Annotated in this window: 19 protein-coding genes and 1 pseudogene; 8 read left to right on the top strand and 12 right to left on the bottom strand. The window is 72.3% G+C overall.

What is annotated here, in order from left to right:
- Positions 1-130 precede the first annotated feature (130 nt).
- Complete coding sequence (locus CHF16_RS24060) at positions 131-940, top strand: SAM-dependent methyltransferase (RefSeq protein WP_089328382.1); 810 nt, start codon at positions 131-133, stop codon at positions 938-940.
- A gap of 105 nt (positions 941-1,045) precedes the next feature.
- The gene (locus tag CHF16_RS24065; protein ID WP_089328383.1) at positions 1,046-1,516 is read left to right on the top strand and encodes a hypothetical protein; all 471 of its coding nucleotides are present in this window, start codon (positions 1,046-1,048) and stop codon (positions 1,514-1,516) included.
- A 30-nt stretch (positions 1,517-1,546) separates the two neighbouring features.
- Here CHF16_RS24065 and CHF16_RS41925 read toward each other — a convergent pair whose 3' ends face one another.
- Both CHF16_RS41925 and CHF16_RS24070 read right to left on the bottom strand, forming a co-directional pair.
- The gene (locus tag CHF16_RS41925) at positions 1,547-1,672 is read right to left on the bottom strand and encodes a hypothetical protein (RefSeq protein ID WP_281259390.1); all 126 of its coding nucleotides are present in this window, start codon (positions 1,670-1,672) and stop codon (positions 1,547-1,549) included.
- Positions 1,669-2,154 carry an ATP-binding protein gene (locus tag CHF16_RS24070; RefSeq protein WP_089328384.1) on the bottom strand — a complete coding sequence of 162 codons (486 nt, stop codon included), beginning with the start codon at positions 2,152-2,154 and terminating at the stop codon, positions 1,669-1,671. Before CHF16_RS24070 ends, CHF16_RS41925 begins: the two co-directional genes overlap by 4 nt.
- Before the next feature lie 174 nt (positions 2,155-2,328).
- Between CHF16_RS24070 and CHF16_RS24075 the strand changes: the two genes are divergently transcribed.
- Together CHF16_RS24075 and CHF16_RS24080 are read left to right on the top strand one after the other, a co-directional pair.
- Complete coding sequence (locus CHF16_RS24075) at positions 2,329-3,186, top strand: helix-turn-helix domain-containing protein (protein WP_089328385.1); 858 nt, start codon at positions 2,329-2,331, stop codon at positions 3,184-3,186.
- Positions 3,187-3,197: 11 nt separating this feature from the next.
- Positions 3,198-3,401 carry a DUF397 domain-containing protein gene (locus CHF16_RS24080; RefSeq protein WP_089328386.1) on the top strand — a complete coding sequence of 68 codons (204 nt, stop codon included), beginning with the start codon at positions 3,198-3,200 and terminating at the stop codon, positions 3,399-3,401.
- A 30-nt stretch (positions 3,402-3,431) separates the two neighbouring features.
- Here CHF16_RS24080 and CHF16_RS24085 read toward each other — a convergent pair whose 3' ends face one another.
- The 4 genes from CHF16_RS24085 to sigE all read right to left on the bottom strand — a co-directional run bounded on the left by CHF16_RS24085 (position 3,432) and on the right by sigE (position 6,061).
- On the bottom strand, positions 3,432-4,052 hold the full coding sequence (locus CHF16_RS24085; protein ID WP_089328387.1) for a GyrI-like domain-containing protein: 621 nt from the start codon (positions 4,050-4,052) through the stop codon (positions 3,432-3,434).
- Entirely contained in the window at positions 4,039-4,611 is a 573-nt protein-coding gene (locus CHF16_RS24090; protein WP_089328388.1) for a PadR family transcriptional regulator, read from the bottom strand. Before CHF16_RS24090 ends, CHF16_RS24085 begins: the two co-directional genes overlap by 14 nt.
- Before the next feature lie 61 nt (positions 4,612-4,672).
- Positions 4,673-5,476 carry an alpha/beta fold hydrolase gene (locus CHF16_RS24095; protein WP_089328389.1) on the bottom strand — a complete coding sequence of 268 codons (804 nt, stop codon included), beginning with the start codon at positions 5,474-5,476 and terminating at the stop codon, positions 4,673-4,675.
- Positions 5,477-5,524: 48 nt separating this feature from the next.
- On the bottom strand, positions 5,525-6,061 hold the full coding sequence (gene sigE, locus CHF16_RS24100; protein ID WP_089328390.1) for an RNA polymerase sigma factor SigE: 537 nt from the start codon (positions 6,059-6,061) through the stop codon (positions 5,525-5,527).
- A 238-nt stretch (positions 6,062-6,299) separates the two neighbouring features.
- On the opposite strand from sigE, the gene CHF16_RS24105 reads away from it, so the two are divergent.
- Positions 6,300-7,883 (top strand): acyl-CoA synthetase, encoded by a 1,584-nt coding sequence (locus CHF16_RS24105; RefSeq protein WP_089328391.1) that lies wholly within the window; start codon positions 6,300-6,302, stop codon positions 7,881-7,883.
- A gap of 163 nt (positions 7,884-8,046) precedes the next feature.
- Positions 8,047-9,660, top strand: coding sequence for a serine/threonine-protein kinase (locus tag CHF16_RS24110; RefSeq protein ID WP_089328392.1), 1,614 nt, complete (start codon positions 8,047-8,049; stop codon positions 9,658-9,660).
- A 95-nt stretch (positions 9,661-9,755) separates the two neighbouring features.
- Here the strand turns inward: CHF16_RS24110 and rho are convergent.
- A pseudogene (gene rho / locus CHF16_RS24115) lies at positions 9,756-10,901 on the bottom strand (transcription termination factor Rho); the annotation flags it as partial.
- Positions 10,902-11,568: 667 nt separating this feature from the next.
- Here rho and CHF16_RS24120 point away from each other — a divergent pair.
- Positions 11,569-12,342: an enoyl-CoA hydratase/isomerase family protein gene (locus tag CHF16_RS24120; RefSeq protein ID WP_089328394.1), complete on the top strand. Its 774-nt coding sequence runs from the start codon at positions 11,569-11,571 to the stop codon at positions 12,340-12,342.
- 28 nt (positions 12,343-12,370) lie between these two features.
- Here the strand turns inward: CHF16_RS24120 and CHF16_RS24125 are convergent, their stop codons facing one another.
- The 4 genes from CHF16_RS24125 to CHF16_RS24140 all read right to left on the bottom strand — a co-directional run bounded on the left by CHF16_RS24125 (position 12,371) and on the right by CHF16_RS24140 (position 16,334).
- Positions 12,371-13,273 carry a hypothetical protein gene (locus tag CHF16_RS24125; protein WP_089328395.1) on the bottom strand — a complete coding sequence of 301 codons (903 nt, stop codon included), beginning with the start codon at positions 13,271-13,273 and terminating at the stop codon, positions 12,371-12,373.
- Between the two features lie 156 nt (positions 13,274-13,429).
- On the bottom strand, positions 13,430-14,074 hold the full coding sequence (locus tag CHF16_RS24130) for a LuxR C-terminal-related transcriptional regulator (protein ID WP_089328396.1): 645 nt from the start codon (positions 14,072-14,074) through the stop codon (positions 13,430-13,432).
- Positions 14,038-15,351 (bottom strand): sensor histidine kinase, encoded by a 1,314-nt coding sequence (locus CHF16_RS24135; RefSeq protein WP_245869114.1) that lies wholly within the window; start codon positions 15,349-15,351, stop codon positions 14,038-14,040. Before CHF16_RS24135 ends, CHF16_RS24130 begins: the two co-directional genes overlap by 37 nt.
- 146 nt (positions 15,352-15,497) lie before the next feature.
- The gene (locus CHF16_RS24140) at positions 15,498-16,334 is read right to left on the bottom strand and encodes a polysaccharide deacetylase family protein (protein ID WP_089328398.1); all 837 of its coding nucleotides are present in this window, start codon (positions 16,332-16,334) and stop codon (positions 15,498-15,500) included.
- Positions 16,335-16,461: 127 nt separating this feature from the next.
- Between CHF16_RS24140 and CHF16_RS24145 the strand changes: the two genes are divergently transcribed.
- Positions 16,462-17,706, top strand: coding sequence for an alanine racemase (locus CHF16_RS24145; RefSeq protein WP_089328399.1), 1,245 nt, complete (start codon positions 16,462-16,464; stop codon positions 17,704-17,706).
- 408 nt (positions 17,707-18,114) lie between these two features.
- On the opposite strand, the gene CHF16_RS24150 is transcribed toward CHF16_RS24145, so the two are convergent.
- A complete protein-coding gene (locus CHF16_RS24150) occupies positions 18,115-19,020 on the bottom strand; it encodes a helix-turn-helix transcriptional regulator (protein WP_089328400.1) in 906 nt (301 codons plus the stop codon).
- Between the last annotated feature and the right edge of the window lie 46 nt (positions 19,021-19,066).

Consider the following 19,066-nt stretch of genomic DNA (forward strand, 5'->3'; position numbering starts at 1 on the left):
CCGGGCGGCCGGCCCGGCACCCCGCGGGTCCACATCCGGCCACCCCGCCCCGTCCCCGCGGACGCCGCACGCGGGCGCCCGGCGCGACCTAGAATCCGGTTCTCTGCCGGAGATCGAGAGGGGTCGCCCGATGGACGGGCAGGAAGCGGCTTCCGCCGGCGATGCGCTCCAATCGCACATCCCGCACTCAGCGCGGGTCTGGAACTACCTGCTGGGCGGCAAGGACAACTTCGAGGCCGACCGCCGGGCCGCCGAGCACTCCATCAGCCTGAAACCCGACATGGTCGAGCAGGCCCGCGCCGACCGGGCGTTCCTCGGCAGGGCCGTCCGGTACCTGGCGGGCGACCAGGGCGTCCGCCAGTTCCTCGATATCGGCACCGGGCTGCCCACGGCCGACAACACGCACCAGGTCGCGCAGCGCGTCGCCCCCGAGAGCCGCATCGTCTACGTCGACCACGACCCCCTGGTGCTGGCGCACGCGCGAGCCCTGCTGACCAGCAGCCCCGAGGGGGCGTGCCACTACATCGACGCGGACCTGCGCGACCCGGACGGGATCCTCGCCAAGGCCGAAACCCTGCTGGACTTCACCCGCCCGGTCGCCGTCATGCTCGTCGGCATCCTGCACCACATCGAGGACGCCGAGGACTCCCACGCGATCGTGCGGCGGCTGATGGCGGCAGTGCCGTCCGGCAGCCGCCTCGTCATCAACCACCCGACCAGCGTGGTGCACGGCGAGCGGTCGGAGCGCAGCGCGCGGATGTGGAACGAGTCCGGCGGCAGGCCCACCGTCACCCTGCGCACCCCCGCCCAGATCGCCGCGTACTTCGACGGCCTCGAACTGGACGAGCCGGGCGTGGTGTCCTGCTCCCGCTGGCGTCCGGACCCCCTCTTCCGCGAGCCAGAGGTGGACGCCTTCTGCGGCGTCGGCCGCAAACCCTAGCCCGGACCGCGATGGCGCACGCCACACCGCTCCGCCTTGTATTTACACAATCACCCTTGTAAAAAAGGAGGAAATAGGTCGACTGCGGAAGCCTGGCGGTGCGAGATGTCCGATGGAGCCGAGGTCGTCGTCGCCTGCGTCCTCGTCCTGGCCGCGGCCGTGTGGGTCGGCGGGTTCGTCGCGATCGGCGTGGTCGCACGGGTCAGCGTCCGGACGCTCGGCCCGGCCGACCGGGTCGCGTTCTTCCGGTCGCTGGGCCGCGTCTACCTGGGAGTGGGAACCGGCGCGCTGGTGCTGGCCCTGGGCAGCGGCGCCGCTCTGCTCGCCGGCCGTCCGTGGGACGGCACGCTCACCGCGACCGCCGCACTGGCCGCCGCCCTAGTGGCCGCACTCGCCTCCGGCGTCCTCCAGGCCCGCCGGATGACCCGCCTGCGCCGCGAAGCCCTGGCCCACCCGGACGACGCCTCCCTGGCGACCCGCGTCCACCGAGGCGCCCGCAACGCGGGCCTGCTACGCGCCGCCATCGGCGTGCTGACCCTCGCCCTAACCCTCCTCGGAACCGCCCTGGCCCTGTAGCCCCTCTGATTCGCCGGGCGGCCGAACCGCTCACCGCAGCAAGGCCGCCAACATCAGGCCGACCACGATCAACCCCATGCCGGTGCCGACGAGCACGCCATGCACCATGCCCAAGGCATACCGGTCGGACGCGCGCCGGTGCCGCGGGCCGTTCATGTGAACCTCACCCGGAACCAGACCTTGACGTCGTCCTTGGGCAGCATCGTGATGCCCCACTGGTCGCTGAACAGGGATACCAGGTCCAGTCCGCGACCGCCCTCGGCGTCAGGTGCGGCGTCCTGCTTCTGGGGCCGCGACCCGCCCGGCCGACCGTCGTTGTGGACGGCGACCTCCGCCCAACCGCCGTCCAGCTTGCAGGTCACCCGGACGTGCAGCCCCGTCCCGTACAGGACGGCGTTCGTGAGGATCTCCGAGAGTGACTGAAGAGCGTCGTCCACCTTGGGGTGCCCCTTGCCGAACTGCTGCTCGAGGACGTCCCGCAACCATCGCCGCCCCTCCGGGACGCTCTCCACCTCGGCTGGCAGCCGAAGAGCCCCCTCGCCCGCTGAGGCCCGTCCACTCGCCGTGCCGTGCGTCTCCCCGCTCTCCTGAGCCGCGAGACGCCTGCCCGCCTGTCCACCGAAGGCCATGAGGCGCATCCCCTCATCCGCTGCGAACGTGCTCGTCCGAATACGCCGAAGATCCGGACACGTCGCGTCACGAGTCGTTACGCTCCGAGTTTGAGTGACCACCCATGCGGTGGCAAGCGATTCAAGTGACCTAGGTCAAAAAATCGTTGGTCACTCGGTGGACGAACTTCCCGGGAGGTAACGATGACCGCAAGACGGACGAGCCCCACGGTCCGCCGTCGCCGTCTGGCGGCGATCATGCGCCAGTTGCGGAGGGACGCGAAGAAGACCCGTGAGGAGGCAGCGGCGTTCGCTGGCATCAGCCCCGTCACGATCAGCCGGATCGAGGCGGCGGCGCACAACCCGAAGCCCGGTGACATCGCGATGCTGTGCAGGTTCTACGACCTCGGCGAACAAGAGACCGACGAACTCGTCACGCTGGCCCGCCAGTGCAGGATCAAGGGGTGGTGGCAGAAGTACGACCTGCCGGAGATCGTCAGTGCGTACACCGGCCTGGAGGAAGAGGCCAACACCATCCAGCAGTACAGCGTCGACGTGCTCCCCGGCCTCCTCCAGACGGAGGCCTACCTCCGAGCACTACTCGCGGCAGAGTTGCGGACCTATTCTGAAGGGGAGATCGATCGGATGGTCGCTGTCCGCATGAAGCGACAGGAACGCCTCACCGCGGACAACCCCCTGAAGACCTGGTTCGTACTCAATGAGGACGGCATCCGGAGACTGGTCGGAGGTCCCGAGGTGATGCGCGAACAGCTTCAACGCCTGGTGGACGTGTCGCGGGGCGACAACGTGGATCTTCAAGTCCTCCCCTTCGGCGCTGGGGCGCACCCGGCCATCGCCAGCGGGGGCTTCAGCCTCCTTAACTTCCCCGAACGGATCGACCCGGATGTCGTGTATCTCGAGTTGCGGCTGAATGGCCTCTACCTGGAGGAGCCGATCGAAGTCGAGACGTACGCCCTCCTGTTCAATCAGCTGCGCGCCCGGGCTCTGGGGCCGGACGAGTCGCGTTCTCTGATCAAAGAAGTGTCCGCAAGCTGGTCCTGAATGAGGTGCCCATGCTTCTGAGTGACGATCTTGCTTGGCGCAAGAGCCGGCACAGTGCGAACAACGGTGGATGTGTCGAGGTCGGGGCCTGTGGCCGCGGTGGGACGGCCGTCCGGGACAGCAAGGACCCCGACGGGCCGAAGCTGGCATTCAGTACCGCGTCATGGCGCGCCTTCCACGCTGAGGTTCTGGCGGGACGGCACGACCTCCCGTGACCAGCTCGTCGTGCTAGGACGGTTCTGCCGCTAGTCCGTCGGCTCGACGGGTTGGCGGAGGATGGTTCTCAGCTTGTCGGGGGCGGCTCGGCGGGGGTCTCCCAGGTAGACCTCGTGGTGGTGGCCGGTCATGCGCAGGTTGTTCGCCGCCAGGTACTCGTTGTGGAGCTTGGCGAGGATGGGGCCCTCGTCGTCGTAGGGGCCGATGTGCAGGACCTGGGCGCAGAGGCCCTCGTGCATCGGCTCATGGCGGACGTCCTCGATCGTGGGGAGGCCCTTCTTCGCCAGTGCGGCCTTCTTCGCGTCGTTGACGAAGTCTTCGGTGATCCAGTCGGGCTGGCTGATGAGCATGCGCCATTGCCAGGCGTCCTTGTCCCGGGCGGTGAACACCTCCGGGCGGTCGGACCACCACAGCCCTTCGAGCGGTCCGACGACGAAGTCCCGGCCGAGGTCGCGCTTGCTGCCGAACTTGATCGTGTAGGCGACGGTGTAGAGCGCCTCGACGGCGCGGGCGTAGGCGGCGCTGGTGTTGGGGTCGCCGCTGCCGTCGACGGCGATGAACCGCTGGGCGGGCACGTCGACCAGCTCCCAGTCGCGGTTCCTCGGCGCGTAGCACCGCTTGAGCTCTCGCTTGACGTCATAGCGCGTCATGGCCGTCGCCTTCCTGGGAGGAACCGCCGGCCAGCTCCGCCCGGTAGGCGTCCAGCCACCGCTGCTCGGCGGTGAGCTGGCCCAGCGTGTAGTCGAACACGGCGCGGGCGAAAGGCGGCATCCACGGCTGGCCGTCGCGGGTCGCGCCGATGGCGGCGATCTTCTCCGCGAGGGCCGCGGCCCGCCGGTCGAGCGCGGCCCGCAGCCGCTCGGGCGGGATGGCCGGCTGGTTCGCGAGGCCGACCAGGACAGGCGGGTACACGGGCCGGAGTTCGGCCACCGCCGCCTCGGCCGCCTCCGCGCACGCGCGGCGCCCCTCGGCCGTCGGCCCGTACACCCGCCGGGCCTTGCCCCGCGCCGGCCGCTCCGCGTCGACCTCGGCGATCAGGCCGCGGTCGCGCAGCCGGGCCAGCAGGTAGTAGATCGAGCTGAACCCGATCTCGGTCCACTCGCGCATGCCGCGGGCGCTGATGACCTCGTCCAGCTCGTAGCCGTGCCTCGGCTTCTCCAGCAGCAGGCCGAGCAGGGTCAGCTCGGCGGGCGTCAACTCGGCGGCCATGGCTTTATCCTAGTACTAGAATAAAGGGGTGGCCACGGTGATCGTCCGGCCGGGGCGTGAGTCAGGCGGCGGAGCGGGTCTTCAGCGGGTGGGCGCTGCCCTCCAGGAGCGTCCGGGCCACCAGGGGCGGGTCGTCCGCCATGGGGACGTGGCCGCAGCCCTCCAGCCAGACGAAGCGGGCGTTCGGGAGCCGGCGCTGGGCGCGGATGGCCTGGCTGCGCAGGAGCAGGCGATCCTTGGTGCCCCAGGCGATGGTGACGGGGACGTCGGCGCAGGAGCCGCGGAAGCGGGCGGTGCGGCCGGCGTCCAGCGTGGGTTCGAAGCCGGGGGCGTCGCGCATGGCGCGGGCGTCGCCGGTGAGCGCCTCCATGTCCATCAGGTCGGGACGGCCGTAGATCATCCCGAACATGAGGGTGCGGCGGCGCGGGGAGCGGGCCAGGCGGGTGAGGAAGGTCTCCGGGACCCGGGCGCCGAGGCGGGACGCGCGCAGCACCGACATGGCGTAGCGGAGTTCGAGGGCGTTGAAGAAGCCCGCCGGGGACAGCGCCGTGGCGGAGCTGGCGAGGCCGCGGTCGGCCGCTTCGAGCGCGAACAGACCGCCGAGCGAGTTGCCCGCGACGTGCGGGCGGTCGAGGCCGAGCTCGGCGAAGCCCTCCGCGAGCGCGTCGATGGCGGTGTCGAGGGTGTAGGGGGTGCCGTGCGGGAGCGGCGGGGAGTCGCCGAAGCCGGGCAGGTCGACGGCGATGACGTCGCGTTCGGCGGCGAGCAGGTCCATGACCGGGGCCCACCCCTGGCGGCGGTGGCCGATGCCGTGCAGCAGGACGAGCGGCGGGCCTTCGCCGCGGCGATCGAAGACGATGTCCACGGCCGCAGGGTAGGCCGGAAGTTACTCAGCGGTCACTAGTGATGCTCGTCACTGGGCGCTCGGGGTGCACTCGGCCGGGCGGCGGTGCTCCAGGGCGTCGCGGAGCTGGCCGCGGCCCCGGTGGATGCGGGAGCGGACGGTGCCGAGCTTCACGTTCAGGGTCGCGGCGATCTCCTCGTAGGAGAGCCCCTCGATGTCGCACAGCACGACCGCCGCGCGGTACTCGGGGGCGAGGGAGTCGAGCGCCTTCTGGATGTCGGCGTCGAGGTGCCGGTCGTCGTAGGCCTGCGCGGGGGACGGCTCGCGCCCCTGCAGGCGCTCGGCGGCGTCGTCGGCGAGGGAGTCGAACCGGATCCGCTGCTTGCGCCGGGCGCGGTCGAGGAACAGGTTCGTCGTGATCCGGTGCAGCCATCCCTCGAACGTGCCGGGGCTGTAGGACGACAGCGAGCGGAACACCCGGATGAAGACGTCCTGGGTCAGGTCCTCGGCGTCGTGCCGGTTGCCGGTCAGCCGGTACGCCAGCCGGAACACCCGGGTCGAGTGCTCGCTGACGATCTCCTCCCACGTCGGCGGGGTCCACGCCATCGCGCCTGCGCTCACCACTACCCCCGTCTGATACTGAATCGTTACGGCCAAGCATGCCGGTACCCAGATAAGAGCCGTGTAAGGACCCTGGGAATGGCCGGATGAGGCGATGTGGGATGCGACTCACCGCGGGATGTGACCCATCTCATTGGACCGGGCGCCAATAGGCATTGAGTTCGCGCGCCGTCCGGCAGCAGGATCGGGATCGGACCCACCCCGACACCTGCGAGGACGTGGCATGGCGCGCAGCTACAACCTGGCCGACCTGATCGAGATCCTGGCCGCCGCCGGACCGGACCGCCCGGCCCTCGTGGCCGGCGCCGAGCGGCGGACGTACCGGCAGCTCAACGAGCGTGCGAGCCGGGTCGGTCACCATCTGGCGGATGCCGGGGTGCGGCCCGGCGAGCATGTCGCGATCCTCTCCTACAACCGGGCCGAGTGGATCGAGGCGATGCTCGGCGCGTTCAAGATCCGCGCCGTGCCGATCCCGGTGAACTACCGCTACGTCGCCGCCGAGCTGCGCCACGTGCTCGCCGACTCCGACTCGGTCGCGCTCATCGGCGAGCGTTCGCTCTTGGCGAAGGTGGCGGAGATCCGCGCGGATCTGCCCGCGCTGCGGCACGTCGTCGCCCTGGAGGACGGCTCGTCCGCCGACGCGGAGACCATCCCCGGCGCCGTCGAGTACGAGAAGGCGCTCGCCGCGGCCGACCCGAGCGACGACTTCCCCGAGCGCTCCAGCGACGACCGCTACATCATGTACACCGGCGGCACCACCGGTTACCCGAAGGGCGTCGAGTGGCGCTGCGAGGACATCTTCTTCGGCGCGCTCGGCGGCGGGAACGTCCTCGGCGACCCCATCGGCAGCCCCGAGGAGCTGGCCGCCAACGCCGACCAGCCGGGGATGGCCGTCCTCGACTGCGCGCCCGTCATGCACGGCGCCGGCCAGTGGGTCGCGTACATGGGGCTGTTCAGCGGCGCCAAGGTCGTCCTCTACACCGACCACGCGTTCGACGCCGACAAGGCGCTGCGGCTGGTCGCCGAGGAGCAGGCGAACGTGCTGATGCTGGTCGGCGACGTCATGGCGCGGCCCGTCGCGAAGGCCCTGGCGGGCGGCGGGCACGACACCTCGTCGCTGATCGCGGTCGCGTCCGGTGGCGCGCCGCTCACCGAGGGCGCCAAGCGGGCCCTCCAGGAGCACCTGCCGAACATCATGTTCCTCGACAACTACGGCGCCTCGGAGACTGGCGCGTGCGGCCCGTCCGTCGACGCCAAGGAGGGCACGGCCCGGTTCATGATGAAGCCGGGCATCACCGTCCTGGACGACGACCTCAACGTGGTCAAGCCCGGCGAGATCGGCAGGCTCGCGCGCAGCGGCCACATCCCGCTCGGCTACTACAACGACCCGGAGAAGACGGCGTCGACGTTCTTCACCGACGCCGAGGGCACCCGCTGGTCGGTCCCCGGCGACTTCGCGAGCCTGGAGGAGGACGGGACGATCACCCTGCTCGGCCGCGGCTCCCTCATGATCAACACGGGCGGGGAGAAGGTCTACCCGGAGGAGGTCGAGGTCGCGCTGAAGGACCACCCGGACGTGGACGACGCGGTCGTGGTCGGCCTGCCCGACGAGCGGTTCGGGCAGCGCGTCGCCGCCGTCGTCGCGGCCCGTCCCGGCAGGACCGTCACGCTGGAGCAGCTCACCGAGCACTGCCGGGGCCGGCTCGCGGGCTACAAGCTCCCGCGCCAGATCACCCTGGTGGACGAGGTGCAGCGCACGGCCGTGGGCAAGTCCGACTACAAGTGGGCCCGCGCCGTCCTCGGCTGATCCGTCCCCGGCGGATCAGCCACGCGTCGCGCCGTCCGCGCGGCTAAATGCGGCGCACGCGGTTATACCACGGGCGCGTGCGCTTTTCTCGTTCGGCCGCGGTCAAAAAACAATTGATGCCGTGGGAGCGTGCCTTGAGCGCGTTCCGGCGATTAACCGCGACATGAATGGGGATCGGCCGATACCGCTCGCGCGGCGGTATCGCCTGCTCTCCGTGGTCGGCCGGGGCGGCATGGGCACGGTCTGGCGCGCCTACGACGAGACGCTGGACCGGGACGTCGCCGTCAAGGAGGTGCACCTGCCGGCGCGCATCACGCAGAGTGAGCGCAGGGTGCTGTGCCGGCGGCTGCTGCAGGAGGCGCGCGCGACGGCCGCGCTGCGGCATCCCGGCGTGGTGGCCGTGCACGACCTGATCGTGGAGGACGGCCGGCCCTGGATCGTCATGGAGTTCCTGGAAGGGCGCTCGCTGAACCGGCTGGTCACCGAGGACGGCCCCCTGAGCGTGCGGCGGACGGCGGAGATCGGCGCGGCGGTCCTGTCGGTGCTGCGGGCGTCGCACGAGGCGGGCATCCTGCACCGGGACGTGAAGCCCGGCAATGTGCTGCTCTGCGACGACGGGCGCGTTCTGCTCAGCGACTTCGGGCTCGCCGTCCAAATGGACAATGGCCGGGAGCTGGCCGACACAATGCCCGCGGGTATTGAGGGATCTCCCGCTTATCTTCCGCCGGAGCGCATCGACGGGCAGCCGAGCGTCCCGGCGTCCGACCTGTGGTCCCTCGGTGCGACGCTCTACATGGCGGTCGAGGGTTTCGCGCCGTTCCTGCGCTGCCACGCCCTCGCGTCCATGGTGGCGGTGCTACTGGGCGACTACGCGAAGCCGGCGCGCGCGGGCCCGCTCACTCCCGTCATCGAGGGGCTGCTCCAGCAGCGGCCCGAGGACCGGCTGACCGCCGAGGCCACGGCGGAGCTGCTGCGGAGCGTCGTCGCCGACCTTCCGGAGCCGGGCATCACGCGGGCTCCCCGCCCGGAGCGGGTGCGCGTCCCCGCCGCGCGCCGGGCCCTCCGCGGGCCGCGCGTCCCGTGGACGCTGGGGAGCGGGAAGGCGCCGTGCGGTTCGCCGCGCGCGGGCCGGTCGGCGCCGGCGGGCCGGCTGCTCAGGATGCCGCCGTTCCGAGGGAGGCGGCTTCGGCCGGGGGCCGTCGCCGGGGTCGCGGTACTGGCGGTGCTCGCGGCGGGCACGGGCACGTGGGCGGCCCGCTGGACGTCGGTCGGCAAGAGCGACGCGGTGGCGCTGCGGCCGGCGGCGGGCGTGACGGCGAAGACCGCGAAGTACCACGAGTCGGGCGCCTATTCGGTGCGGGTGCCGGCGGGCTGGCAGTCCGAGCGGAGCGGCTCCGTCATGACCTGGAAGGACACCGGGGCCGGACGGGGCCTGCGCATCTCCCCGGCGCCGGGCGATCCGCTCGCCGGGCTGCGCACCGAGGAGCACCGGGCGATGGGGGAGCACCGCTTCCCCGGGTACCGGCGACTGCGGCTGGAACCCGCTCCCGAGGTCGCCGAGGGCGGCGCCGAATGGGAGTTCACCTGGCGGTCCGGCGCGGGCGGCGGCGTCAGGCACGTGCTGTGCAGCAGGGCGGCCGGGTACGAGTTCTGCTTCTCCGCGCCCGATCCCGAATGGACGCCGGGTCAGCGCCTCTACGACAGGATCCTGAAGTCGTTCAGGCCGGAGAAGGCGAAGGAGCGGCGGAAGCAGGAAAGGGCGCAGCAGGGCGACTGACGGATCTCCCCCGTCTCGTGTTCATGGCGGTGTGAGGGGCCGAGGGGCGATGGGGTCGCGCCGCGAGGCGGCGGCTCAGGTGGTCTGCCGGCGGCTCAGGTGGTCTGCTGGAGGCGGAGCAGGAACTCGGCGTTGGACGAGGTGCCCTTCATCTTCTCCAGGAGCTGCTCGACGGCCTGCTGCTTCTCCAGCCCCTGGAGGGCGCGGCGCAGCCGCCAGGAGAGCGCGAGCTCCTCGGGGGACATCAGCAGCTCGTCGCGGCGCGTGCCGGACGCCTCGATGTCGACGGCGGGGAACACGCGGCGGTCGGCGAGGCCCCGGTCGAGCTTCAGCTCCATGTTGCCGGTGCCCTTGTACTCCTCGAAGAAGACGTCGTCCATGCGGGACCCCGTCTCCACGAGCGCGGTCGCGAGGATGGTCAGCGAGCCGCCGTTCTCGATGTTGCGGGCGGCGCCGAAGAACTTCTTCGGCGGGTAGATCGCGGTCGTCGCGACGCCGCCGGCGAGGATCCGGCTGCTGGAGGGCGCCGCGAGGTTGTAGGCGCGGCCGAGCCGGGTGATCGAGTCGAGCAGCATGACCACGTCGTGGCCCTGCTCGACGAGCCGCTTGGCCCGCTCGACGGCGAGCTCGGCGAGCGCGGTGTGGTCCTGCGCGGGGCGGTCGAACGTCGAGTGGACGACCTCGCCGCGCACGTTCCGCTGCAGGTCGGTGACCTCCTCCGGCCGCTCGTCGATGAGCACGACCATGAGGTGCACCTCGGGGTTGTTCTGCGCGATCGCGTTCGCGACGGCCTGCAGGACCATCGTCTTGCCGACCTTCGGCGGCGACACGATGAGCCCGCGCTGGCCCTTGCCGATCGGCGCGACCAGGTCGATGACGCGGGTGGCGAGCGGGCCGGTGTCGAGGCGGAGCCGCTCGTCCGGGAACAGCGGGGTGAGCTTGCCGAACTCGGGGCGGTCGGCGGCCTCGGCCGCGGGCAGGCCGTTCACGGTCTCGACGCGGGCGAGCGAGCCGAACTTCTCCCGGCCGGACTTCGGCGCCCGCGCGGTGCCCGCGACGACGTCGCCGGGACGCAGGTGGTGCGCCTTGACCTGGGCGAGGGAGACGTGCACGTCGTCCGGCCCGGCGAGGTAGCCGGAGGTGCGGACGAAGGCGTGCTTGTCCTGGACGGCGAGGAGGCCGTGGAACGGGACGGCGGGCCCGTCGTCGGCGGTGCGCCGCGCCTGCTGGCCGCCCCTGCGGGCGTTCTGCGCGGGCACGCCGTGCGCCTGCGACCGGCGACCCGCGGCGCTGCGCCCGGTCGCGGGCTCGGAGGTGAGGGTGGGAGTGGACATGCGGGTCCCTTCTCAGGCTCGCGCGGAACGGTCCGCGCCGCCTGGAGTCGTTTCCCGGGTACGGCGGCGGAACCCGCGGCGCGTACGCGAGAGGAATGCGAGAGATGCAGCTCGGTTCACCGGGCTGACGTCGGCTCCCTTGTGCGGCGGTCCGGAACGCCAGTCGCGCCGGACCGGGAGGATCACCGGGCGCTCAGATGGCCCGGGCGGGGAAGAAGTGCCTTCGTTGCGATTCGCGGAATCCGAAGGCGCTGCCTTGACAGTACAGCACGCGACGCGGGTTGCGCATTCCCCGATCAACGCTGATTTTCTTCATGCAGGTAGAGCCCCCTGTGCCGGTGCGGTGGCGCCGCGTGCGCCGCCGCCGGCCGCCCGTGCGCGTCCCCCGACGCATGGGGCGGCCATTGCACGATACGACTCCCGCGATCGGTCCCGGGTTCCCGCCCCGCCCTCAGCCGGCGGCCGGGTCCGGCCGCCCCGGGATCGTCCGGGCATCGCGCGCTCCGTACGATGAGCCGGGTCGAGGCAGCGACGTCCGGGCCGAGGCGCGACGACGTCCGGGCAAGGGAGGACCATGGCCGCCGGGCTTGACTTCGAGGTCGCCGAGGGCGTCGGGACGATCACCATCGACCGGCCGGCCAAGCGGAACGCCATGTCCGCGGACATGTGGCGGGCCCTGCCCGGCATCCTGGAGACCCTCGCCAAGGACCCGGCCGTCCGGGTCGCGGTGCTGACGGGCGCGGGCGGGAACTTCTGCGCGGGCGCCGACATCGCCGAGCTGGGCGACATCCACCGCGACGACGACTCGCACCTGTCGACGGTCGCCGAGCGGGCCCTCGCCGCGTTCCCGAAGCCGACGCTGGCCGCGATCGAGGGGTACTGCGTGGGCGGCGGCTGCCAGCTCGCGGCGGCCTGCGACCTGCGGTTCGCCGCCGAGGACGCCCGGTTCGGGATCACCCCGGCCAAGCTCGGCATCGTCTACCCGGCGGTCGCGACGGCGCGGCTGGTCCGGCTGGTCGGGCCGGCCGCCGCGAAGTACCTGCTGTTCTCCGCGGACCTGGTCGGCGCCGCGCACGCGCTGCGGATCGGGCTGCTGGACGAGGTCGTCCCGGCGGGCGGCCTGCGCGACCGGGTCGCGGAGTTCACCGCGACGCTCGCGTCCCGGTCGCTGCTCACCCAGCAGGCCACCAAGGACATCGTGGACGCGATCGCCGCCGCCGGCCCCGTCCAGGAGAAGACGGACCGGTGGCTGGCGGAGGTCGCGGCGAGCGGTGAGGTCGAGGAGGGCATCGCCGCGTTCCTGGAGCGCCGCGCGCCCGCGTTCACCTGGACGGCGCCCACTCGCTGAGCCCCCGCTCAGCGACCCCTGTCCGCTCCTATTCGCTGAGCCCGGCCGGGGCGCCGGTGGGCCGGTCCGACAGGTCGCAGAAGCGGCCCTCCGGCAGCCGGCGCAGGCGCTCGGCCGCGCCGGGCAGGTCGTCCAGCGGCACTCCGCCCCCGGGGCGGCGCAGCTCGGCGAGCGGCACGACCCCGCACACGAGCGCGCCGGGCGTCCGGACGATGACGAGCGGCCCGATCCGGGCGCCGCCCCGGTCGACGCCGCGCAGCGCCCCCAGCAGGCCGCGGGCCGTGCCGGTGTTCTCCGGGCAGTCGTCGCGCAGCGCGGCTACGAGTTCGATGAAGTCGCGCTCCAGTGCGCGGTGATTGCGGCCGGACAGGTAGTAGCGGTCGCCGTCGGTGAGCTCGACGCGCAGCCCGTACTGCTCGGCGAACCGCTCGTACGGCCCGGCCAGCGCCCGGCGCGCGTCGGGCGGGGCGGCGGTGAGCGCCCCCGCGACCAGCTCGGCGGGCTCGGCGCCGAGGGACGCGGCCACGGCCTGGTCGAGCCGCCCGACGAGGTGCGCGCGGAGCGCCGCGACCTCGGCGGTGAGCCGGTCGAGGGCCTCGCGCTGCTCGGCGGCGGCGTCGCGCTGCTCCTTCAGCCGGGCGGTGACGTCGGGCAGCAGCCGGTCGTTGATCTGCGCCACCAGGGAGGTGATCCGGGCGTCGGCGGTGCCGAGCGCCTCCCGGTCGCGGTCCTGCTCGGCGGCGAGCCGGTCGAGCCGCTCGCGCTGCGCCGCGCGGAACCCCTCCAGCTCGTCCCGGGTGCCCTTGAGGGCGCGGAGCTGGGTGCGGATGTCGGCGATCTCGGGCGCGCCGGGGGAATGCCGGCGCTCGAACGCCAGGTACAGCTCCCGCCCGGCGATCGCCAGGCACAGCAGGACCAGAACCACCGTCATCGCGACCTCCCGGGGCCGTCTCGCGGAGCAGACTATGCCACCCGGTACGGCCCCGGCGGAGGCCGCCGGGCCTTGCTCATCTGTTCAGAAGGGCTCATCCGTTCAGACGGCCCGCTCGTCCGTTCGCACAGGGCCGCTCATTTGTTCAAGTAGGCCTCATTTGTTCAAGTAGGCCAGGACGGCGAGGACGCGGCGGTTGTCGTCGCCGGTCACCGGCAGGTCGAGCTTGGTGAAGATGTTGGCGGTGTGCTTGGTGACGGCCCGCTCGGTGACGACGAGCCGCTCCGCGATCGCCGCGTTGGACCGGCCCTGCGCCATCAGCTCCAGTACCTCGGTCTCGCGCGGGGTGAGCCGGCTCAGCGGGGTGTCGCGGGTGTTGGAGGCGACGAGCCGGGAGATGACCTCCGGGTCCATCGCGGTGCCGCCCGCCGCGACCCGGCGGACCGCGTCCACGAACTGGGCCGCGTCGAACACCCGGTCCTTCAGCAGGTAGCCGATGGCGCCGGTGCCGTCCGCGAGCAGCTCCCGGGCGTAGAGTTGCTCGACGTACTGCGACAGCACGAGCACCGGCAGGCCCGGCACCCGGCGGCGGGCCTCCAGCGCGGCCTGCAGCCCCTCGTCGGTGAAGGACGGCGGCAGGCGCACGTCGACCACCGCCACGTCCGGGCGGTGGTCGAGCAGGGCCTTCAGGAGCGACGGGCCGTTGTCGACGGCGGCGGCGATCTCGAAGTCGTGCGTCTCCAGCAGGCTGACCAGGCCCTCCCTCAGAAGGGCGAGGTCTTCGGCGAGGACAACGCGCACGGCAGCTCCAGCGTCACGATCGTCGGGCCCCCCACGGGGGAGCTGAGGGCGAGGACGCCGTCGAATGTACCGATCCGCCGCTCGATGCCGCGCAGCCCGGTGCCGCCGTCGAGGGTGGCGCCGCCGCGCCCGTCGTCGGTGATCGTGATCCGCAGCATGCCGTTCTCGTACCGCATGTCGATCCAGACGCGGGACGCGCCGGCGTGCTTGGCGGCGTTGGTGAGGATCTCCGACACCGCGAAGTAGGCGGCGGACTCGACCGGCGGCTCGGCCCGTCCGGGCAGGTCGGCGACGACCTCGACGCGCATCGGGTGGTCCAGCGCGAGCGCCTTCACCGCGTCGCCGAGGCCGCGGTCGGCGAGCACCGGCGGGTGGATGCCGCGGACGAGGTCGCGCAGCTCGTGCAGGGCCTTCGCCGACGACGCGCGGGTCTCGGCGAGCAGCAGCCGCGCCTTCTCCGGGTCCTTGTCGAGGAGGTGCTCGATCGCGCCGAGCGTCATGCCCATCGCGACGAGCCGGGCCTGCGCGCCGTCGTGCAGGTCGCGCTCGATGCGGCGCAGCTCGGCGGCGGACGCGTCCACGGCCTCCGACCGGGTCTCGGTGAGGTGCTGGACGCGCAGCGCCAGCTGGGACTTCTTCGTCGGCCCGAGGAGCGCCCGGCCCCAGTGCCCGTACACGTCCAGCATCTTCGGCCCGATCGCGTACCCGAGGGCGATGCAGGCGGTGGCGACGACCACGGTGGACAGGACGCGGCCGGGGTCGCTGCCGTACCCCTCGGTGACGTGGATGTAGGTGTACCAGTCGTTGCCGCCGTAGTCGCCGATCACGTCGCCGGCGAACGCGGCGAGCAGGTAGCCCCAGATCCCGTACAGGATCAGCATGGCGGGCAGCGCCGCGGTGAGCAGCGAGACGAACGGGTCGGTGAGGACCCACAGGTAGTCGCGCCAGGTCGCCGGGTCGGAGACGAGCGCGATGAACCGCTTGAACAGCCCGGTCAGGCCGGGCTCCTCCTCCGGCTCGGGCAGGTACGGCCGCTCGATCCGGGCGTCCGTCCATTTGTTGATGCGCTCCCGGTAGGCGTCGAGCCGGGTGCGCAGCAGCCTCGTGGCGGACGGGAACAGCAGCACCCCGATGAAGCTCGTGATCATCGAGATGACCGTGAGGAACCAGAGCCCGACGAGCGTGGCCGGGATGGCCAGCAGCCACAGCGCGAGCCCGCGCCAGGGAGCCCTCGCATGGCTCAGCAGTCGTGTTTCCTTCACCAATTCACCGCTCACTGGATCCTCCATGACTCACCTGCCGTCTGGAATCCAGTCTTCCGGCGAGCGCCCACGTCCACAGTGTGCCCGCACACCGAGCTTGGGGTGTACCTACGTCCACCCCCGGAGGCGCTTACCTCCATCGGAGGCGCTTACCTACATGGTCACAGGGCCACGAACGTGAGGCCGCGCTTCTTCAGCTTGGGGATGGCGTCGCGCAGGGCCTTGATGGTCTGGGAGCGGTCGCCGCCGCCGTCGTGGCACAGGATGATGTTGTTCTCCTTGCCCTTCAGCAGGGCGCGGCGGATGCTGCCCACACCGGGGCGGGCCCAGTCGCGGGGGTCGACGGCCCAGTCGACGGGGAGCATGCCGTGCTCGGCGACCAGCTCCAGGACGGTCTTGGACCAGGCGCCGCCGGGCGAGCGGAAGAACTGCGGGACGACGCCGGTGGCGTCCGCGATCCGGTCGTGCGCCTCGACGATCTCCTTGCGGACCTTCTTCTCCGACAGGTGCGCGATGGAGATCGGGTGCGTCTGGGTGTGGTTGCAGATCTGGTGGCCGGCGTCGGCGATGCGGCGGGTGAGCGCCGGGTACTCCTTCACCTGCTCGCCGATGATGAAGAACGTCGCGTGGATGCGGTGCTCGGCCAGCAGGTCGAGCATCTTGGGCGTCCACGTCGGGTTCGGGCCGTCGTCGATGGTCAGCGCGATCGACTTCGGCGGCGCGGGCGGGGCGAGCTGCGATAGCTCCCGGACGGGCTTCTCCAGCGCGGTGAGCTTGCCCGGCGTCCAGGACGCGGCTCGCGGGGTGGGGGTCGGCGTCGGGGTCGGGGTCGGGGTCGGATGGATCACCGGCCGCGCGCGGGGCGTCGCCGCGGGCGCGGCCGCCGCGCGGGAGCCCGAGGGCCGGGCGGCGTCGGCGCCGAGCGTGACGAGCCCGGCGGCACCCAGCAGCAGAAGCGCGTTGCGGCGGGATGTCCCACCTGACTCCTCAACCTCCACAAGTCCCACGCTATCGAGGTTTTAAGGGGGTAGGTGGTCGCTATGGGATCACAATCGGCTCATTTGGGCGGCAGATGAGCGCGACCCCGCGGACCGGCCCCTGCCGGCGTTCGTACAGGAGGAGTGGATGGGCATTGACGTCAAGGCGGTGGAGGCTCTCGGCGGCGAGGTCCTCGACTGGCGGTTCAAGGCGGTCCCCGCGTCCGCGCACGGGATGACGGTGGACGAGGCGGGTGATGCGCGGCTCCCGCTGGACGACTTCGGGACCCCGCTGCTGACCCTCGACGCGAGCGCCCTGGAGCACAACGTGCGGGCGATGGCGCGCTGGACGCGCGACGCCGGGCTCCTGCTGGCCCCGCACGGCAAGACGACGATGGCCCCGGCGCTGTGGCGGCGGCAGCTCGACGCGGGCGCGTGGGCGATCACGGTCGCGAACCTGCCGCAGTTGCGGGTGGCGCGGGCGTTCGGGGTGCGGCGCGTCCTGTACGCGAGCACGCTTCTCGACCCGGCGGGGCTGGCGTGGCTGTCGGGCGAGCTGGACGGCGACCCCGACTTCGAGTTCCTCTCGTGGGTCGACTCGGTCCGGTCGGTGGAACTGATGGACGAGGCGCTGCGCGCGGCCCGCGGCCAGCGGCAGGTCGACGTGTGCGTGGAGCTGGGCGGCCCTGACGGGCGCACCGGCGTGCGGGACGACGGCGACGCGCGGGAGGTCGCCGCGGCCGTCCGCGCGGCCCGCACGCTCCGGCTCGCCGGGATCGGCGGGTACGAGGGCGCCCTCGCCCACGACGCGTCCGAGCGGAGCCGCGCCTCGGTCGGCGCCTACCTGCGGCGGCTCGGCAACCTGCACGAGCGGCTGGAGTACGAGGTGGACGAGCCGGTCCTGACCGTCGGCGGCAGCGCCTACTTCGACCAGGTCGCCGATGAGCTCGGCGGTGCCGGCGGACGGGTGGTGCTGCGGTCGGGCGCGTACATCGTCCACGACGACGGCTTCTACCAGGGCATCTCGCCCTTCGCCCGGGGCACGGACGGCGAGCGGCTCCGTTCGGCCATGCACGCCTGGGGGCGGGTCATCTCCCGGCCCGAACCCGGCCTGGCGCTGCTGGACGTGGGCAAGCGCGACGTCCCGTTCGATGAGGGCCTGCCCGCACCCCAGCTCGTACGGGGGAAGGGCCCGCTCGAAGGCGGCCGCATCACCGCGCTCAACGACCAGCACGCCTTTCTCCGGGACACTTCCGCCGAGGTCGGCGACGTGGTCAGGCTCGGCCTCTCCCACCCGTGCACGGCGCTCGACAAGTGGACGATGATTCCGGTCGTGGACGACGCCGGCGCGGACCATCCCGTCGTGGTCGACTACATCCGGACATTCTTTTGAAGGCCCGCCTTCTGAACCGCTGCCAGGCCGCTGCCAGGCCGCTTCCGGGGCGCTTCCGGCGGGCCGCGATAAAAGAGCAACGCGTCCGCGCTGATCGTCGTAATCCTTTTACTACAGACAATCATGTTCGCCAGAGGTGTTACGGTCGTCAGTGCAATTCGGGGGCCGGACGTCCCCGGCCGGATACGAGCCGGGACGGCCGTGCGATCACGGCCCGGCGCAGCCGGCGTGTGGTGACCGAATGTCCAGGCAGTGCGCCACGGGGGCCGATCTGCACTGGACGACGCCCGCGTCGCTGACCCCGTCGCCGGGCCGATCCGACGAGAGACCGCGCGGCCCCGCGGTTCTCCCCGGCCCATCGGCCCTGCAAGCCCGTCCCCCACCATCTCGGTGGCGGCGGCCGCGCGCTCAGGGGAGCAGGCCGGCGCGGCGCGCGGCGGTCACGGCCTCCAGGCGGGTGTGGCTGTCGAGCTTGCGCATCGCCGAGCGCAGGTAGCTCTTCACCGTCTCGGGTAGCAGGCCCAGCCGTTCGGCGGCCTCCGCGTTCGTGCAGCCGATCGCCACGTACGACAGGACGTCCAGCTCGCGCGGCGACAGGGCGGGGCGCGGTGCGGCGTCCGCGTCGTCCAGCCCGGCGCCGTCGCCCGGCCCGGCGGCGGCGAGGCGCAGCGACGCCCGGCGGAGGCGGTCCCTGGTCGGCAGGTCGCTGACCTCCTCGGCCAGCGCCCGCAGCTCCGCGTGCACGGCCCGCACCTCCTCCCACCGCGCCGCCGACGTGCCCGGCGCCGCCGGCGCGCCGGACCCGGCCCGCGCGAGCGCCTCGTCGGCGCGGTCCTGGACGGCGAGGTCCTGTTCGAGGTCGCGGGCGACCTGGACGGCGGCGCCCACGATGCGGTCGGCGAGGCCGAGCGGCTCGCGGAGCGCGCCGTACAGGACGCCGCGCACCCGCCGCCGCACGACGATCGGGACCGCGACGATCGACAGCAGCCCCTCCCGCCCCACGGGCTTGTCGTAGTCATGGCTGATGGACGCCGCGCACGGGTAGTTGCTCACCCAGGCGGGGCGTCCGAGCGCCATCGCCTTGCCGCCGAGCCCGTTGCCCTGCCGGACGACGAGGCCGTTCAGCGAGTCCGTCGTGTTGCCGACCAGCTCGGTGATGCACAGCCGGTCCCGGCCGCTCAGCGCACCGCCGAACACCATCGGCAGGCCGGTCGTGCGGTGCAGGGACAGCACCGCCGACCGGACGGCTCCCGCGTCGTCGCGAGCCCCGCGGGGGGCGCGTCCTCCCGAGGCCCCCGGTTCCGCCGCATCCATGCCCCGAGCATGCCTTGCGTGACCCTCGTCACGAAAGGGTCGCGCG

Source organism: Actinomadura meyerae (assembly GCF_900188445.1).
Taxonomy (GTDB): Bacteria; Actinomycetota; Actinomycetes; order Streptosporangiales; family Streptosporangiaceae; genus Spirillospora; species Spirillospora meyerae.

Excerpts from the sequence above, each read along its gene's own strand:
- CHF16_RS24065 (WP_089328383.1), top strand. The coding sequence starts at position 1,046 with ATGTCCGATGGAGCCGAGGTCGTCGTCGCCTGCGTCCTCGTCCTGGCC.
- CHF16_RS24105 (WP_089328391.1), top strand. The coding sequence starts at position 6,300 with ATGGCGCGCAGCTACAACCTGGCCGACCTGATCGAGATCCTGGCCGCC.
- CHF16_RS24080 (WP_089328386.1), top strand. The coding sequence starts at position 3,198 with ATGCTTCTGAGTGACGATCTTGCTTGGCGCAAGAGCCGGCACAGTGCG.
- sigE (WP_089328390.1), bottom strand. The coding sequence starts at position 6,061 with ATGGCGTGGACCCCGCCGACGTGGGAGGAGATCGTCAGCGAGCACTCG.
- CHF16_RS24085 (WP_089328387.1), bottom strand. The coding sequence starts at position 4,052 with ATGACGCGCTATGACGTCAAGCGAGAGCTCAAGCGGTGCTACGCGCCG.
- CHF16_RS24075 (WP_089328385.1), top strand. The coding sequence starts at position 2,329 with ATGACCGCAAGACGGACGAGCCCCACGGTCCGCCGTCGCCGTCTGGCG.
- CHF16_RS24090 (WP_089328388.1), bottom strand. The coding sequence starts at position 4,611 with ATGGCCGCCGAGTTGACGCCCGCCGAGCTGACCCTGCTCGGCCTGCTG.
- CHF16_RS24120 (WP_089328394.1), top strand. The coding sequence starts at position 11,569 with ATGGCCGCCGGGCTTGACTTCGAGGTCGCCGAGGGCGTCGGGACGATC.
- CHF16_RS24070 (WP_089328384.1), bottom strand. The coding sequence starts at position 2,154 with ATGCGCCTCATGGCCTTCGGTGGACAGGCGGGCAGGCGTCTCGCGGCT.
- CHF16_RS24110 (WP_089328392.1), top strand. The coding sequence starts at position 8,047 with ATGAATGGGGATCGGCCGATACCGCTCGCGCGGCGGTATCGCCTGCTC.
- CHF16_RS41925 (WP_281259390.1), bottom strand. The coding sequence starts at position 1,672 with ATGAACGGCCCGCGGCACCGGCGCGCGTCCGACCGGTATGCCTTGGGC.
- CHF16_RS24150 (WP_089328400.1), bottom strand. The coding sequence starts at position 19,020 with ATGGATGCGGCGGAACCGGGGGCCTCGGGAGGACGCGCCCCCCGCGGG.
- CHF16_RS24145 (WP_089328399.1), top strand. The coding sequence starts at position 16,462 with ATGGGCATTGACGTCAAGGCGGTGGAGGCTCTCGGCGGCGAGGTCCTC.
- CHF16_RS24060 (WP_089328382.1), top strand. The coding sequence starts at position 131 with ATGGACGGGCAGGAAGCGGCTTCCGCCGGCGATGCGCTCCAATCGCAC.
- CHF16_RS24125 (WP_089328395.1), bottom strand. The coding sequence starts at position 13,273 with ATGACGGTGGTTCTGGTCCTGCTGTGCCTGGCGATCGCCGGGCGGGAG.